Source organism: Dactylosporangium sp. CS-033363 (genome assembly GCF_050942475.1).
Lineage (GTDB): Bacteria > Actinomycetota > Actinomycetes > Mycobacteriales > Micromonosporaceae > Dactylosporangium.
In genome coordinates, this window is the sequence record NZ_CP192032.1 from 7,003,466 (window position 1) to 7,019,028 (window position 15,563).

General features: G+C 74.1%; 11 protein-coding genes. 3 read left to right on the forward strand and 8 right to left on the reverse strand.

Annotated features, from left to right (window positions below; genetic code table 11):
* Positions 1–128: 128 nt before the first annotated feature.
* The 3 genes from ACQPZ4_RS32420 to ACQPZ4_RS32430 are packed head-to-tail and all read left to right on the forward strand — an operon-like array spanning position 129 to position 3,479.
* Positions 129–1,097 (forward strand): phosphotransferase, encoded by a 969-nt coding sequence (locus ACQPZ4_RS32420; protein WP_433043945.1) that lies wholly within the window; start codon positions 129–131, stop codon positions 1,095–1,097.
* A 47-nt stretch (positions 1,098–1,144) separates the two neighbouring features.
* Complete coding sequence (locus ACQPZ4_RS32425; RefSeq protein ID WP_433043948.1) at positions 1,145–2,908, forward strand: PAS domain-containing protein; 1,764 nt, start codon at positions 1,145–1,147, stop codon at positions 2,906–2,908.
* A complete protein-coding gene (locus tag ACQPZ4_RS32430) occupies positions 2,880–3,479 on the forward strand; it encodes an O-methyltransferase (protein ID WP_433043951.1) in 600 nt (199 codons plus the stop codon). The genes ACQPZ4_RS32425 and ACQPZ4_RS32430 overlap by 29 nt, the downstream gene beginning before the upstream one ends.
* Here ACQPZ4_RS32430 and ACQPZ4_RS32435 read toward each other — a convergent pair.
* From ACQPZ4_RS32435 to ACQPZ4_RS32470, 8 genes are all read right to left on the reverse strand, one after another.
* Positions 3,463–3,903: a universal stress protein gene (locus ACQPZ4_RS32435; RefSeq protein WP_433043954.1), complete on the reverse strand. Its 441-nt coding sequence runs from the start codon at positions 3,901–3,903 to the stop codon at positions 3,463–3,465. The two genes, ACQPZ4_RS32430 and ACQPZ4_RS32435, sit on opposite strands and share 17 nt — an antisense overlap.
* Positions 3,904–3,959: 56 nt before the next feature.
* Positions 3,960–5,294, reverse strand: a complete 1,335-nt coding sequence (locus ACQPZ4_RS32440; RefSeq protein WP_433043957.1) for an MFS transporter — start codon at positions 5,292–5,294, stop codon at positions 3,960–3,962.
* A 3-nt stretch (positions 5,295–5,297) separates the two neighbouring features.
* On the reverse strand, positions 5,298–6,560 hold the full coding sequence (locus ACQPZ4_RS32445) for a cytochrome P450 (RefSeq protein ID WP_433043960.1): 1,263 nt from the start codon (positions 6,558–6,560) through the stop codon (positions 5,298–5,300).
* Positions 6,561–6,616: 56 nt separating this feature from the next.
* Positions 6,617–7,981 carry a flotillin family protein gene (locus ACQPZ4_RS32450; RefSeq protein ID WP_433043963.1) on the reverse strand — a complete coding sequence of 455 codons (1,365 nt, stop codon included), beginning with the start codon at positions 7,979–7,981 and terminating at the stop codon, positions 6,617–6,619.
* Positions 7,978–8,550, reverse strand: a complete 573-nt coding sequence (locus tag ACQPZ4_RS32455; RefSeq protein ID WP_433043966.1) for a hypothetical protein — start codon at positions 8,548–8,550, stop codon at positions 7,978–7,980. The genes ACQPZ4_RS32450 and ACQPZ4_RS32455 overlap by 4 nt, the downstream gene beginning before the upstream one ends.
* A gap of 106 nt (positions 8,551–8,656) precedes the next feature.
* On the reverse strand, positions 8,657–9,847 hold the full coding sequence (locus ACQPZ4_RS32460) for a metallophosphoesterase (protein WP_433043969.1): 1,191 nt from the start codon (positions 9,845–9,847) through the stop codon (positions 8,657–8,659).
* A gap of 62 nt (positions 9,848–9,909) precedes the next feature.
* A complete protein-coding gene (locus tag ACQPZ4_RS32465; RefSeq protein WP_433043972.1) occupies positions 9,910–14,049 on the reverse strand; it encodes a tetratricopeptide repeat protein in 4,140 nt (1,379 codons plus the stop codon).
* Positions 14,046–15,416: a CHAT domain-containing protein gene (locus tag ACQPZ4_RS32470; protein ID WP_433043975.1), complete on the reverse strand. Its 1,371-nt coding sequence runs from the start codon at positions 15,414–15,416 to the stop codon at positions 14,046–14,048. The genes ACQPZ4_RS32465 and ACQPZ4_RS32470 overlap by 4 nt, the downstream gene beginning before the upstream one ends.
* Positions 15,417–15,563 lie beyond the last annotated feature (147 nt).

Below are 15,563 nucleotides of genomic sequence, written 5' to 3' on the forward strand. Positions count from 1 at the left end.
GTTTCGAGCACGCTATGACCAGCAAGGTCCTCTACACCACCCTTTCTCTCGCAATAATCGCGATCAATGTAAAATGCGATCTTGCCGCAGATGATCGTCAATGTGTGACACACCGGTAGGGTGGACCGGTGCCCGACGTGCCGAGCCCGACCCAGCGGCAATTGACGCCGGCCGACGTAACGGCCCTGCTCCAGGCCCGGTTCGGCCGCACCGCCGTCCACTGTGGACCGCTGTCCGGGGGCACGTTCGCCGCGGTCTGGCACGCGACGCTCGAGGACGGCACCGAGGCCGTGGTGAAGGTCGGCCCGCCGCCCGGGGTGCCGCTGCTGCGCTACGAGCGCGGGGTGATCGCCGCCGAGGCGCGCTACTACCGCCTGGCCGGGGCGGTCGGCGGGGTTCCGGTGCCGCCGGTGCTCGCCGCCGACGACGACCTGGTGCTGGTCGGGCGCCTGCCGGGCCGTCCCCTGTCACTGATGTCAGACAAGCCGGAAACCGCGGCCGTCGTACGGTCCGAGCTCGGTCAAGCCCTGCGACGCCTGCACACCGCGACCGGCCCCCGGTTCGGCTACGACGGCGACGGACGCGCGTCCGGCACCAGCTGGCCGGCGGCGTTCACGGCGATGACCGCGGACCTGCTGGCCGACGGCCGCGACTGGAACGTGGCCCTGCCGGTCACCGAGGCCGAGGTCATGGCGGCGATCGAGCGGCACGCGGCGGTGCTCGGCGAGGTCGATACGCCATCGCTCGTCCACTTCGACCTGTGGGACGGCAACATCCTCGCCGAGGGCGGCCGGCTCACCGGGATGGTCGACGGCGAGCGGTACTTCTGGGGCGACCCGCTCTACGACCTCGTCTCGCCCGCCATCGGCCGGCGGATCGAGGACGAGCCGGAAAACCCGGTGCTCAAGGGCTATTTCGAAACTTCGCCGATGCAATTGACGGATGCCCAGTGCACGAGGCTCAGGCTGTACCGGATGCAGTTCTGCCTGTTGTTGTTGATCGAGATGCCGAGTCGCGCGATGGTGGGCGAAACTGAGCGGGAACGCCGGGAATGGGTCACCCCATGGCTGCTTTCGGAGCTGCGGGACCTGCGCTGAACGATCACTTTGTGATATAGATGACGTCACCTACGGTGAGGATGTCGATGGGCGTGCTGAGCGGAAGGCGACTGCTGGCGGGCTACGCCGTGCTCATGGCGGCATTGGCGGGCGTGCTCGCGATCTGGCCGGGGCTCAACTCGGCCGTCTGGGCGGTGATCGGCCTCGTCTCGGCCGCCGCGATCGGCACCGGCATCGTGCGCGGCCGCCCGCAGCGGCCCGGCCCCTGGTGGGCGCTCGCCGCCGCGCTGCTGGCCATGATGACCGGCGACCTGCTCTACGGGATGGAGCCGACGTCCACCCTGGCCGATGTCGCCTACCTGGCGATGTTCCCGCTGGTCGCGGTGGCGCTGGTCGGCCTGACCCGGACCAGCACCTTCCTCGACGACCGGACCCGCCTGCTCGACCTGCTCGCGCTGGGCACCGCCGCGCTGCTGGCCGCCTGGGTGTTCATCGCCTCGCCGCGGCTGGACGGCGGGATGAGCGCGTCCGACTGGTCCACCCAGGCCGTGTTCACCCTCGGTGACGTGCTGGTCCTGGTGGTCACCGTCCGCCTGGTCACCGCCGCCCCGCGCAACCCGTCGGCGATCCTGCTCGCGGTCGGCGCGGTCGGCATGCTCGTCGGCGACGTCTGGTACGGCGTGGGCAAGGCCGCCCACGACACCATCGGCCCCGGCGGCCCGGCGGACGTCGCCTATGTGCTGCTGTACACCGCGTGGGGCGCCGCCGCGCTGATGCCCTCGATGGCCCGGCTGACCGCCCCGCCGACCGGCCCGGTGCGCGCCGCCCGCGAGCCCGTGCACGGCCTCGGCCTGGTGCTGCTGCTCGCCTGCGTCGCGTTCGCCCCGCTGATCCTCATGGTCCAGGCCCTCACCGGCGGCGTGCACGACGGCCCGATGATCGCCGTCACCTCCGGCATCACGCTGGTGCTGCTCGTGGTCCGGCTCAGCGACGCGGTCAACAAGCACGCCAGCGCCCTGCGCCGCGAGCGGGCCCTGCGCGAGACCGGCACCGTCCTCGTCGGCGCGGCCGACGCCGGCCAGGTCGCGGCCGCGGTGAAGTCCGCCGTCGGCACCCTGCTGCCGGCCGACGCCCCGCACGCGATCGTCGTCGACTTCACCCTCACCGACCTGCTGCCGCTGGGCGAGCTGTCCCAGCCGCGCATCCAGCCGGTCGGCGACATCCCGCCGCTGTGGAGCGCCAAGCTCTCCGAGTGGGACCACGTGCTGGTCTGCCCGCTCGACGCCGGCGTGCTCTACGTGGCGGGCCGCCGCCGCGACCTGCTCACCGCGATCGACGCCGTCTCCGTGGTGGCCGGCCAGGCCGCCCTCGCCCTGGCCCGCATCGGCCTGACCGAGGCCGCGAGCCGCCGCGACAGCGACGCCTACCTGCGCGCCGTCACCGAACACGGCGGCGACGTGGTCCTGGTCCTCGACGACGACCAGCGCATCCGCTACACCAGCCCGTCGGTCGCCGAGGTCCTCGGCATCTGGCCGACCCCGTTCGCCACCCTGCGCGAGATCGTCGCCCCGGAGGACCGCGAACAGGTCGCCCGCACCGTCGAACGCGCCCGCGAGGACGACCGCGACGGCACCCGCGACCAGTGGAGCCTGCGCCGCCCGGACGGCAGCCGCATCCTGCTCGAGGTCATCTTCCGCGACCTGCGCGACGACCGCCTGGTCCGCGGCATGGTCGTCACCCTCCACGACGTGACCGAGGACCGGCGCACCGAGCACGAGCTCCTGCGCCGCGCCTTCACCGACACCCCGGCGGCCCAGAACCGTGACAGCTCCTCCCGCAAGTTCCAGTGACCTGGTCGCCGCGGCCCTGGACCTGGCCGCCCGTACGGAATTCACGCAGTCGTGCCGCCCGGAGCACGGCGAGCTGCTGCGACTGCTGGCCCGCGGCGTAGGGCCGGGCCTGATCGGCGAGACGGGCACCGGCTGCGGCGCCGGCCTGGCCTGGCTGCTGTCGGGCGCGGACCCGGACGCCCGCCTGGTGAGCATCGAGCGCGACCCGTCCCGCGCCCAGGCCGCGGCCGCCCTGTTCAGCGCCGAGCCGCGCGTCGAGGTCCTGCACGGCGACTGGCGCGACCTGCGCGCCCACGGGCCGTTCGACCTGCTGGTGCTCGACGGCGGCGGGCAGGGCAAGGGCGCCGAGCCGCCGCTGGAGCCGGCCGAGTGGCTGCGCCCCGGCGGGCTGATCGCGATGGACGACTTCACGCCGTCGACGAGCTGGCCGCCGATGTACGAGGGCCGCGTCGACGAGCCCCGCCGGCACTGGCTGGACCACCCCGACCTGCGCGCCACCGAGGTCCGCGTGGCGCCGGACGCCGCGGCCGTCCTCGCGACCTACCTGCCCGGGCTCAGGGCACCACGGTGACGGGCCAGCGGCCGGACTTCACCAGGCGGACCGCGAGCGAGCCCACGAACCGGTGGCCGAAGCGGCGGCTCGCGCCCACCACGACCGCGTCCGCGCGCAGCTCCGTGGCGATGCGGACCAGCTCCGAGTAGGGGTCGCCGCGCACGGCCACGAAGTCGGTCGTCACGCCGGTGTGCAGGGCGCCCTCGTGGACCTGGCGGCGCATGTCCTCGATGGACTCGGCGATCGCCTGCTCGACGGCGCCGGCGGCCTCGGCGACCAGGCGGCTCGCGGCCGGGGCCCCGGTCACGTAGACGACGACCAGGCGGGCCCGCTGCCGGCGGGCCAGGCCGGCCGCGTAGGCACCGGCGCGCATGGACGTGTCCGAGCCGTCGACACCGACCACGATCACCTTGGGGCCGTCGGTACCGAGTTCGAACTGCACGGGAACAGGATGCCGTAAGGCTTTGCGTTCGTCGCGCCGGGACTGGCGAAAGTGAACTATCGGCGCAAACCGCGGTCGAACGCGGTGATCACGAGGAACAGGACGCTGCCGCCGAGCATGATCCAGCCCAGCTCGTGCATGCCGGCCGTGGAGGCGCTGCTGCCGTACGACTTGGCGGTGGCGGCCGAGGCGACGATCGAGCCGAGGTAGCCGAAGGTGCGCAGCAGGCCCGCCGACGAGCCGATCCGGTCGGGGTCGGCCTGGAAGTACACCGAGTTCTGCAGGCCCAGGCTGTTGGCGCCCTGCGGGATGCCGAAGACCACGGCCAGCAGGACCAGCATCCAGACCGGGCTGGCGGCGGTCAGGCCCAGCATCAGCGCGCAGGCGGCGACCTGGCCGACCGCGCCGAGCAGGAGCTTGCCGTAGACGCCGTCGCGGCGGCCGACGGTGACCGAGACGCCGATGCCGATCAGGAACATCGGGGCCTGGACCAGGCCGGCGTGCAGCGGCGACAGGCCGTACGACTCCTCGGTCCACTGGGTGAAGCCGTACAGGAACGCGTAGGAGACGACGTAGGCGACGAGGGCCCGGGCGTACGTGGCCACGAGGGGCACGTTGCCGCCCAGCACCCGCAGGTCGATGAACGGCGTCTCGGCCCGCAGCTCCCGCCAGGTGAAGGCGGCGCCGGCGGCGATCGTCACGATCAGGAGGTACCAATGCTGCAGGTTCATGAGAAACAGGAGCAGCGAGAACAGCATCACCGCGAACAGCCCCATGCCCGGCAGGTCGATCTGGGCCAGGCCGCCGCGCCGGCGGGTCTGCTGGCGAGGCAGGCGCAGCAGGCCGAGGGCGACCGCGACGACCGAGAGCGGGATGTTCAGCGCGAGCGTCAGCCGCCAGCCGCCCAGCCCGATCAGCAGGCCGCCGAGCAGCGGGCCGAGCACGGCGATGGTCTGGTTGGCCACGGCCAGGGTGGTGAGCACCCCGGCGGGGCTGTCGCGGCCGGTGCGCTCGGCCTCGCTGTGCAGCAGGGCCATCGCCGCCGGGTACCCCGCGCAGGTGCCGAACCCCAGCAGCACCCGGGCCGCGATGAGCACGCCGAGGTTGGGCGCGACGGCGCCGACGATCCCGGCCACGCCGACCAGGGTGGTGCTGATCAGGAACAGCCGGCGCGGGCCGAACAGGTCGATGAGCCGGCCGACGACCGGCTGGCCGAGCGCGGTGGCCAGGTACAGCGCGGAGACCAGCCAGGCGGTCTGCGACGGCGGCGCCCCGAACGCGGCCCCGATCGGGATGAGCGCGACCGCGACGATGCTGGAGTTGATCGGGTTGAGGATCGAGCCGAGCACCATCGGCGCGATCAGCCGACGGTCGAAGACCTGTTCAGGCATGCGTCAGACGGTCACCGGCAGCGTCTCGAAACCGCGCAGGACCCGGGTGGTACGGCGGGTGGGTGCCCCGTCGAGGCGCAGGTCGGGGTAGCGCTCGAAGAGCATCCGCAACCCGATCTCCCCCTCCAGCCGGGCCAGTGCCGCGCCCAGGCAGTAGTGCACCCCACCCGAGAACGATAGGTGCTCGCGGGCGTTCGCGCGCGTCACGTCGAAGATGTCGGGGTCGGGGAAGACGGCCGGGTCGCGGTTGGCGCCGCCCAGCATGGCCATGACCACGTGCCCGGGCGGGATGTCCGCGCCGCCGAACTCGGTCGCCCGGCGGCAGACCCGCGCGGTGACCTGGACCGGCGAGTCGAAGCGCAGCGTCTCCTCGACCGCGTTGCCCCAGCGCTGCGGCTCGTCGCGGAGCACCGCCAGCTGCTCCGGGTGCCGCATCAGCAGCCAGGCGCCGGTGCCGAGCAGGTTCACCGTGGTCTCGAAGCCGGCCGCGAGCAGCAGCCCGGCCGTGGCCAGCAGCTCGTCCTCGCTCAGGTCGTCCAGCTGCACCAGCTGGCTGAGCAGGTCGTCGCCGGGATGCTTGCGCAGCCGCGCGAAGTGGCCGCGCATCCAGTCGTTGACGTGCCGGATGTTGATTTCCGTGCGCCGGTACGCCGAGAACGGCAGCCCCAGGTCCAGCGTCGGCGCGGCGGCGTTGCCCCAGGCCAGGAACTGCCGGCGCATGTCCAGCGGGACGCCGAGGATCTCGGCGATCACGGTCACCGGCAGCAGCGCGGCATAATCGGCGACGAGGTCGGTGGGCTTGTCGCGCAACAGTTCCGCGCACGTCTGCTCGATCCGCGGCCGCAGCCCCTCGATGGCGCGGGCGGTGAAGACCTTCGAGACCAGCCGGCGGTACCGCGTGTGGTCCGGCGGATCCGTCACGAGCATCGACGGCGGGTCGACCGGTCCGATCGGGGAGCTGCGCCGGCTGAACCGGAACGCGAGCGCGATCGGCGCCGGCAGCGGCCGATCGGTGAACCCGACCCCGAACGCGTCGTGGCGCAGGACCGCCGCCGCCAGCTCGTGGTGCGCGGTCGCCCACATGAGCCGCCCCCGCACGAGCCGCCCGGACTCCCGCACCTGGCGATAAAACGCATAGGGATCCGCTCGTACCGCCGGATCCTCGAAGAATCGCGCCTGCCCGTCGCCCTTGCGCGCGGCGGCCTTGATCCCGGCGCGCATGAACCCGTGCTTGGTCCCCCACCGGACCGCCGTCCCGACCAGCATGGCCCACCCCCTCGCCCGCTTGGTACTCCACGGTACCAAGCGGGCGGGCCCGGGGTCTACTTCGCCTCGATCGCCTCCGGCCGGCTCCCGTTGCCGCTCGCCAGCCCGGCCAGCAGCGCCTTGAGGTCGATCCCGGTCAGGTCGGTGCCCAGCTGCAGGCCCTGGGCCACGTTGGTGGCCACCGACTTGGTGAGCGCCGTGGCGCCCTCGGTGGAGATGACGGTGAGCTGGTCGATCTCGCCGATCGGCGCGCTGGCCGCCCCCACCACCTCCGGCATCACGCGGACGAGCAGGTCGAGGATGGCCGCCTGGCCGTACTCCTCGAACGCCTCGGCCTTGGCCCGCATCGACGCCGCCTCGGCCTGCCCGCGGGCCAGCACGGCGTCGGCCTCGGCCACGCCCTCCAGCCGCACCGCCTCCGCGCCGGCCGCGCGCCGGGCCCGGTCGCCCTCGGCCCGCGCGATCACCGCGTTCTTGGCCGCCTCGGCCTCCTGCTCCACGCGGTACCGCTCGGCGTCGGCGGGCTTGCGCACCTCGGTGTCGAGCTGGCGCTGCTTGAGCTCGGCGTTGCGCTCGGCCGCCTTCTGCTGCTCGGCGAGGACCGCCTGCTGCATCTCGGCCTCGGCGATCGGCCCGGCGCTGGCCGAGCGGGCGTTGGCCGCGTCGATCTCTGCCTGTACCGTCGCGCGCTTCACCGCCAGGTTCCGCTCGGCCTCGGCGATCGCCTCCTCGGCCCGCATCCGCTCCTGCTCCGCGCCCTGCCGGGCCTGGGCCTCGGCGATGGCGGCGGCCCGGTAGACCCGCGCCGCCTCCGGCCGGCCGAGGTCCTCCAGGTAGGTGCCCGCCGTGCGGATGTCCTCGAGCTGGAACACGTCGAGGACCAGGCCCTGGTGGGTGAGGGTGAGCTCGGCCTCCTCGGCGACGTGGGTGGCGAACCCGGCCCGGTCCCGGATGATCTCCTCGATGGTGAGCCGCCCGATGACGCTGCGCAGCGCGCCGGAGAGCACCTGGGCGGTGAAGTCCTCGATGCGGTCCTGCTGGTGCAGGAAGCGCTGGGCGGCCGGGCGGATCATCTCGGCGGTGCCGCCCACCTTCACGATGGCCACCGCCTCGGCGTCGCAGCGGATGCCCTGCTTGCTGACCGCGGCCTTGACCTTGACCGGGAACTCGCGGCTGGAGAGATCCAGGCGGTACAGCCGCTGGACGACCGGCAGCACGAAAACCGACGCGCCCATGACGACCTTCTGGCCGGACAGGTCGGTGGTGAGCGTGCCGTCGGCGCTCTTGACGGCGCGGCCCTTGCGGCCGGTGACGATGAACGCCTCGTTGGGCCCGGCCACGCGGACCCGGGACAGCACGGAGGCGACGAGGAGCACGACGAGGACGGCTAAGCCGCCGACGGCGACCAACAGGGGACTCATGACCCTTCCTCAAGGTTGAGAACGGCCTTCAGCGGCGTCACGAGCACGCTGGAGGGCGTCGGGACGCCGATCACCAGCACCTCGACGCCGAGCGCGAGCGGGCCGTCCGCCCGCGCGTTGAACTTCATCGGCTGCCCGGCGTAGGACAGCCGCACCTGACCGAGCCCGCCCGCCGGGATCTCGCTGATGACGACCCCGGTGGTCCCGACGAGCCCCGCGCTCTCGGGTGTGGCGTCGGTGCGCATCCCGGCGACGGCGGCCACCAGCCGGGCGGCGGCCCAGGCCAGCGGCACCCCGACGACGACGCCGGCCACGCACCCGGCGAGCACGGCGGAGGGGCCGGTGCGGTGGGCCGCCTCGATGGCGATCGCCCCGCCGAACCCGAACCCGCCGAGGAATCCGCTCGTCGCGGGCAGGGTGTAGCTCGGGCTTTGACCCCGCTTCGGAAGCCTTATGCGATGCCCGAAGCGGAGGTGGAAGTGTCCGACGTGGCGGAACCGCAGCGACAGCAACAGCAACAGCAGGCTCAGGCCACCCAGGCCCAAGAAGGCGAGCGTCACGGCGCTCATGTGCCATCCCCGTTGGTCCCGGTGTCAGGGCGCCGGGACCCGCAAGGTTGAAGGTACGCCGGTCCATCAATGCCGGCGTGACCCAATCAGGTGACGCCGGTCACGCTCAGTTCCCGGCGCGCAGCGTGATCTCGGTGATCTCGCTCGGTGCGAACACGCGGAACGGCGGGCCCCAGAATCCGGTGCCCCGGCTGGTGTACAGCTGCGTGCGGTCGCCGTGCCGGGTCAGCCCCTGCACCACCGGCTGGTCGATGCGCACCAGGTAGTGGAACGGCCAGATCTGCCCGCCGTGGGTGTGCCCGGAGATCTGCAGGTCGATCCCGTGCTCCACGGCCGCGTCGATCTGCTTCGGCTGGTGGGCCAGCAGCAGCACCGGCAGGTCCGCGTCGGCGCCGTCGAGGGCGAGCGCGTGGTCGGCCCGGTGCCCTTCGAGGCCGGTGCCGGCGGCGGTGCGGTCGTCGACCCCGGCCACGACGAGCCGGTCGCCGCCCCGCTCGACGACGATGTGCCGGTTGTGCAGGGGCTCCCAGCCGAGGCGCTGCATGTGGTCGAGCCAGCCCTGCGCCTCGCCGAAGTACTCGTGGTTGCCGGTGACGTACACCCGCGCCAGCCCGGCCCGGATGTCGGCCAGCGGGGCCGCCTGCGCGGTGCGCTGCCCCGGCGTGCCGTCGGCGATGTCCCCGGTGTGCGCCACGATGTCGGCGCCGAGCCCGTTGACCACCTCGGTGACGCCCTCGGACCACGCGACCCGGTCGATCGGCCCGTAGTGCGTGTCGGTGAGCTGCACGATCTTCAGCCCGTCGAGCCCGGCGCCCAGCCGCGGGATGCGCACCTCGACGCGGCGCACGCGGGGGACGCGCATGGCCTCGCGGTACCCCCACAGCCCCAGCCCGAGCGCCACCACCGCGGTGAACCCGGCGGCGACCCGCGAGCGCACCGGGTCCTCGACGCCCCCGGCCAGCAGCGCCAGGCGCAGCAGGTCACCGGCGACGGCCCAGACGAAGAGAATCCAGACGGCCCCGAGGACCGTGTCGGCGAGCTTGGCCGCCCAGTCGACGCGGCGCCCGTGCCCGAGGAACATCGTGACGGGGAAGACGACCAGCGCCAGCGCGAAGACGACGGTCCCGGTCACCCGGACCGCGAGCGGCCACTCGTTGCCGGCCATCACGAGCGACCACCAGGGCACCCCGAACAGCAGCCCGAGCACCACGGTCAGGGTCGCGGTGAACGCCAGGGGCCGCAGGAGGGAACGCCGCCTGACGGCAGCGGGGCCGGGAACCGCGTCGGTAGTCGCCATCCGACCATCATGACACGCAGTGCCATCCCGATCCTGAGAGCGGGCTGTGATCCCGGGTGCGGTCAGGTCTCGTACTCGCGCACGACCGCCAGTTTCGCCTCATGCGCCTCGGCCAGCAGCTCGTCCCCCCACTCCCGCAGGGCGGCGACCGACTCGCCGTCCTCCCCGTGCAGCTCGGCGTGGACGCGGATGATCTCGGCCAGCTCGGCCTCGGCCTCCTCCTGGTGCCCGGCGTTGAACAGCATGTTGATGACGCCCGTCCAGGTGAACACCGTCTCCGGATCGTCGTCGCCGTACAGCGCCCGGAACGGCCCCAGCAGCGCGCGCAGCGCGGCCCCGGCCTCCTCCCACCGCTCGCCGGCGGCGACCGCGACGGCCAGGTCCCGGCGGGCCAGCAGCGTCGCCGGGTCCTGCGCGCCGAAGAGCCGCTCCCGGGCCTCGGCCAGGGCCCCGAACTGCTCCTCGGCGCCCTCCCCGTCGCCCAGGTCGATCAGCACGTCGCCCAGCTGCTTGCGCACCGCGAGGGTCACGCCGTGGTCCGGCCCCTCGGTGCGGATCCGGGCGTCGAGCACCTCCCGCAGCTCGGCCGCCGCCTCGTCCAGGCGGCCCAGGGCGACCAGCGTCAGGCACCGCTCCGCGCGCGCGACGAGCGTGCCCGCGTCGTCCGGCGCGAAGGTGCGGGCGCGGCCCTCGGCCACCGCCTGGTACTCCTCCTCCGCCTCGGCGTGCCGGCCCAGGTTGTACCAGACCCAGGCCTGCTCGAAGCGGGCCATCAGCGTCCCGGCCGCCTCGTCGCCGCCGGTCCGCCGGCACGCCGCGACGAGGCCCGGCAGTTCGGCCTCCGCCTCGTCCCACCGGCCGGCCAGGGCCAGCTGCTGGGTCAGGCGGGTCCAGCAGTCCAGGGTGAGCTGGGCGTCCTCGCCGAGCACCCGGCGCTGGACCGGCAGCAGCGCGCGGAACTCGGCCGCCGCCTCCTCGGCCCGCCCCTGGTCGGCGATGGTGGTGGCCAGGTTCTGCCAGGTGGTCAGCATCGAGGGCTCCTCGGCGCCGAGGACCGGCCGGCCGGTCTCGAGCACCGCCCGGTACTCGGGCTCGGCCTCCGCCGCCCGCCCCTCCGCGGCGAGCTGGAACGCCAGGTAGAAGCGGCCGGCCATGTGCAGCAGCGCGCGCTCCCCCGCGGTGTCGCCCGCCCGAGGCGCCTGAGCGGTGTCGCCCGGCTGAGTCCCACCCGCGGTTTCGGTTTCGCCCGGCTCGGGCCCCCACGCCGCGAGCACCGGGCGCCAGGCCTCGGCCGTCGGGATCAGCGTGCTGAGCTCGCCCGCCACGTCGAAGTACGGCCCCTCGCTGTCCGCGCCGAACGCCTCCAGCGCGCGGCCGAGCCACACCTCCGCCCCGGGATCGCCCCGCTCCACGGCGAGCAGGTGCAGCCGGACGGCGGCCAGCGCGAGGTGCCGCGGCGGGCCGGGCCGGTCGGCCACGATCCGGTACTGCCCCTCCGCCCGCTCCACCCGCCCGCCCTGCCGGTGCGCGTCGCCGAGGGTCAGCTCGATGAGAAAGTCCCCGGCGCGGCGGGAGTCGTGCCGGCGCAGCTCACCGACGGCGTCCTCGATCGCGTCGACGGCCGCGGCCGGATCGGCGGCCCCGGCCCGCACCTCGGTCAGTACCCAGGCCAGCCCGCTCTCGACCTCCGGGAACCGGTCCAGGTCGCCGATCAGCGCGCGGTAGGCGGCGATCGCGTCGTCCCAGGCGCCGCGGGCCATGGCGAGCCGGGCCCGAAACGCCCGCCCGGCCACGCCCAGCCAGCCCTCGGACTCGGCTCCGGCCAGGGCCTCGAGGTGGGCCAGGTCGTCCTCGGCGGTCAGCGGCCAGAGCCCCTCGGCCAGGCGGTCCCGCCCGGCCGCCGCGATGCGGTCGAACGCCGGCGCGGCGTGCGGGTAGCGCCAGGCGAGCATCCGGGCCAGCACCGGCAGGTGGCCGACGTCCTCGAACGAGCGGCAGGTGCGGGCCCAGCCGACCGCGAGCGCCTCCGCCTCGGCATCGTCGCCGGGGCCGTCGGCGAGCCGGCACAGCGCCCGCTCGAAGGCGGCGTTCATGCTCCAGCTCTGCTCGTCGCCGAGCCCGGCGAGGATCTGCAGCGCCTGTTGCGGCTCGCCGCCCAGCAGGCGCAGCCAGACCGCGATGCCCTCCCACGCCGCGGCCGCGTCCCCGGCCGCCAGCGTCGCCGCCGCCGCGTCCCGGTCGCCGGCGAGCCCCTCGGCCAGTGCGCGGCGCCACACGGAGAACTCGTTGCGGTGCTCCTCCGGCTCCGCGTCGAGCGCGGCCACCGCGGCCGGTCCGTCGCCGCGCAGGATCTCCAGCCGGGACCGGGTGTTGTGGTACACGCCCGGTTCGGCCTCGGGGTCGATGCGCGTGATGCCCTCGGCCACCAGGTCGAGGTCGCCGGCGTTGGCCCCGGCCGTGGCCAGCCGGTTGCCGTCGGGCACGTACCGGTCGCCCTTGGGGCCGCGCGCGATCGACCACACCACGTCGCGGCTCAGGCCGTACAGGCCGAACAGCGCCGTGATCGAGCTGAAGAGGTTGATCGAGTCCTCGGTGCTCTCGTTCAGCGCGTCGTAGCACTGCAACCAGACGGCGGCCTCGGCGATCCGGGACCGCGGCTCGGCGTCGATGCGGGCGTAGTGCATCGCGATGCGGGCCCGGATGATGTACGGCCACGCCTCCGGCACCTCGGGCATCTCCCGCCGCCACGCCTCGTCCCACACCTCGCGGGCGCGGTCCAGCTGCTGCCGGTCGATCGTCATCGGCGCGGCCGGGACGGAGCAGTTCAGCTGCAGGGCGTCGGCGAGCTCCCACCGGCCGACCTGGCTGAGCTCGCCCAGCCCCTCCGCGGCGCCGAGCAGCTGGGCGGCCGCCTCCAGCTGGTTGACGGTGTAGGCGAGCAGCCCGGCCCGCTCGTACTCCGCCGCCGCCTCCGCGGGCAGCAGCGGCTCCAGGACCTGGGCCCGCAGCCGGCGGGCGGGCAGCTCCAGCGGGTCCGGCTCGGCCGGGGCGGGCTCGGTCAGCAGCGCCAGCGCGGTGTCGATCCCGCGCAGGGCCTCGGCCGGCCGCCCGCGGGCCTGGCCGAGGGCGGCGAGGAAGTAGTGCACGGCCGGGTCGTCGGCGGGGCGGATGCGGGCGGCGCGCTCGGCGTACTCCTGCAGGGTCGCCGCCGGCATCCGGTGCAGGAACTGCGCCAGCCGCCGCTCGATGTCGGCGGTGTCCTCGGCCCTCTCGACGAGGGCCTGGAATCGCAGGAACGACAGCCCGCTGTGGCCGGGGTGGCGGGTCAGGCCGGCGTCGGCGGTCTCGGTCGCCGCCTGGTAGTCGTGCGCGGCCAGGTGCACACAGGCGCCGGCCCGGGTGGTGGCCACCGAGTCGGGCCCCAGCCGCCGGGCCGCCTCGAACGCGGCCCGCGCCCCGTCCAGGTCGTACCGCTGCAGCAGCACCAGGGCGCGCAGGGCGGGCGGGTTCTCGGAGCGGTCCCCGGCCGCCTCGGCCGCGTCGAGCTGGGCGAGGGCCTCCTCGGCCCGGCCCAGCTGCTCGTACAGCCCGGCCAGGCGCAGCCGGATGCCCGCGGCGAGCGGCCCGGGCAGGCCGTCGGCGGCCATCAGGGCGGACAGCGCCCCGTCCAGGTCCCGCCCGCCGAGCAGCCCGTCGCTGCGCAGCACCAGCAGCTCCTGATCGTCCTCGGCCAGACCGCCGGCCGCGTCGAGCAGCGCGGTGGCGGCGGCCGGCTCGTTCAGCGCCAGCCGGGCCCGCACCAGGAAGGCCAGCAGCGCCCGCCGGGTCGGCGCGGGCGTGCCCGGGTCGGCGACGACGGCCGCCCAGTCCGCGTGCTCCAGCAGCTCGACGGCCGGGCGCAGGACCGCCGGGCGCAGGTGCCGGGTGAGCCGGGGCAGGGCCCGCACCACCGCGCCGGGCGAGGTCCGGCCGTGCTCGAGGACGACCCGCAGGGCCTCGTCCCGCTCGCCGGCGGCCAGCAGCGCGTCGACGAGGGCGAGCAGGACGTCGCCGACCGGCTTCTCCTCGGGCTCGGCCAGCGCGCGGCGCAGCGCGTCGGAGGCCTCGCGGTGCCGCCCGTGCCGGCCCAGGGTCCGCCCCAGCGCGACGAGGATCGGCACCACCAGCGGCAGTTCCCCGGCCCCGGGCGACGGCGCGCTCACCGGTCGGCCCTCCTCCAGGCCGCCTTGCCGGGGTCGGGCTGGTCGAGCCGGGCGAGCAGCTGGGCCGCGTCGGCGCGGTCCTCGGTGCCGCCGGGCACGGCGACGCGGGCGCTGCGGCGGCGCGACGGCGGCGCCTTGCGCGGCACCGGCGGAGTCAGCAGCGGGCTGGACTCGCGCAGGTACAGCACCGGCAGCCCGAACCCGCTGCGGTTCGCCTCGTCGGCCATCCCGCCCAGGTACAGCTGCCGCCGGGCCACGTGCATCGCCACCTCGATCGGGTGCCGCGCCACGAGGTTCTCGTAGAAGGCGCGGGCGAACGTGTTGGCCAGCAAGCTCTTGATCTTGAAGTGCATGGCGACCACGGCCGGGATGTTCTTCTGGGCCAGCGACTGGGCCATGCCGGAGATCACGTGGTACTGGTTCGACGAGCTCGTCGCCGACTCGCACGACTGCAGGAACACCAGCCGCAGCGAACTCCCGCTCTCGTTGAGCTGGTTGGCGAGGTCGCGGTCGGCGATCCACTCGGCGGTCGTGTCGTCGCTGGGGAACGCCACCTCGCCGCGGGCCCCGCCGTCCGCGTCGGCGGAATACCGGCCGTGCGAGATCACGTGCACGATGTGCGGGTCGAACTGCTCGACGCTGTTGAGGAACGAAGCCCACGTCGCTTGTACGGCCAGATCCTCGTCCGCCGGGAAGCGAGTCCCGTCGGGGCCGTGCTCCTGGCTGAGCACCCGCAGGTCGATGCGCTCCTCGTCGCCGGCGTCGCGCAGCCGGGTGAGCGTCTCCAGCACCGCCTCGTACTCGATCGGGTCGAGGTTGCTCGGCCCGAGCACGACGAACAGCACCCGCAGCGGCGGCCGCACCTGGATCATCCGCGGCGCCACGGCCAGCGGGAGCTTGCGGGTCAGCATGAACTTGCGGCTCTCGCCGAGGAAGAAGTCGCTGTACGGGTAGTCCCGGTTCAGCGGCACGTAGAGGTACTCCCACGGCCACGAGGCGAGCCACTCGGCCCCCGCCCCGACCTCCAGCACGATGCGCAGCAGCCGGCCCCCGGGCCCGTCCTGCTCGCCCTCGCCCTGGATGGCCTGGCGGAACAGCATCCCGGGCCCGTTGTGCCGCGCGGTGTCCTCGGGCGGCCCGAACAGCGTCACGAACAGGTGCTCGCCGAGCAGCTTGAGCTCGTCCACCTTGCGCAACCGGTTGCTGCGCAACAGGTCCACGAACGCGTTGACGGTCCGCAGCCGCAGGTCGTCGATGTCCAGCGTCCCGGTGATCGACTGACTCGACCCGGCGTGCTGCCACTGCGCCTCGATCCGCCGGTCCGCCCCGACCCGCACCACAAATTCCTCGATCGCCAATTCGCTCATGCGGACACCTCCGCAAGCTCCGGCGCCCGCATGAGGAACCTGAGCCCCCGATGAGCGGCCACTGCGCGTCGCTCCGTACCGCTCATGCGGACACCTCCGCAAGCTCCGGCGCCCGCATGAGGAACCTGAGCCCCCGATGAGCGGCCA

Excerpts from the sequence above, each read along its gene's own strand:
- ACQPZ4_RS32425 (WP_433043948.1), top strand. The coding sequence starts at position 1,145 with ATGGGCGTGCTGAGCGGAAGGCGACTGCTGGCGGGCTACGCCGTGCTC.
- ACQPZ4_RS32440 (WP_433043957.1), bottom strand. The coding sequence starts at position 5,294 with ATGCCTGAACAGGTCTTCGACCGTCGGCTGATCGCGCCGATGGTGCTC.
- ACQPZ4_RS32445 (WP_433043960.1), bottom strand. The coding sequence starts at position 6,560 with ATGCTGGTCGGGACGGCGGTCCGGTGGGGGACCAAGCACGGGTTCATG.
- ACQPZ4_RS32450 (WP_433043963.1), bottom strand. The coding sequence starts at position 7,981 with ATGAGTCCCCTGTTGGTCGCCGTCGGCGGCTTAGCCGTCCTCGTCGTG.
- ACQPZ4_RS32455 (WP_433043966.1), bottom strand. The coding sequence starts at position 8,550 with ATGAGCGCCGTGACGCTCGCCTTCTTGGGCCTGGGTGGCCTGAGCCTG.
- ACQPZ4_RS32460 (WP_433043969.1), bottom strand. The coding sequence starts at position 9,847 with ATGGCGACTACCGACGCGGTTCCCGGCCCCGCTGCCGTCAGGCGGCGT.
- ACQPZ4_RS32470 (WP_433043975.1), bottom strand. The coding sequence starts at position 15,416 with ATGAGCGAATTGGCGATCGAGGAATTTGTGGTGCGGGTCGGGGCGGAC.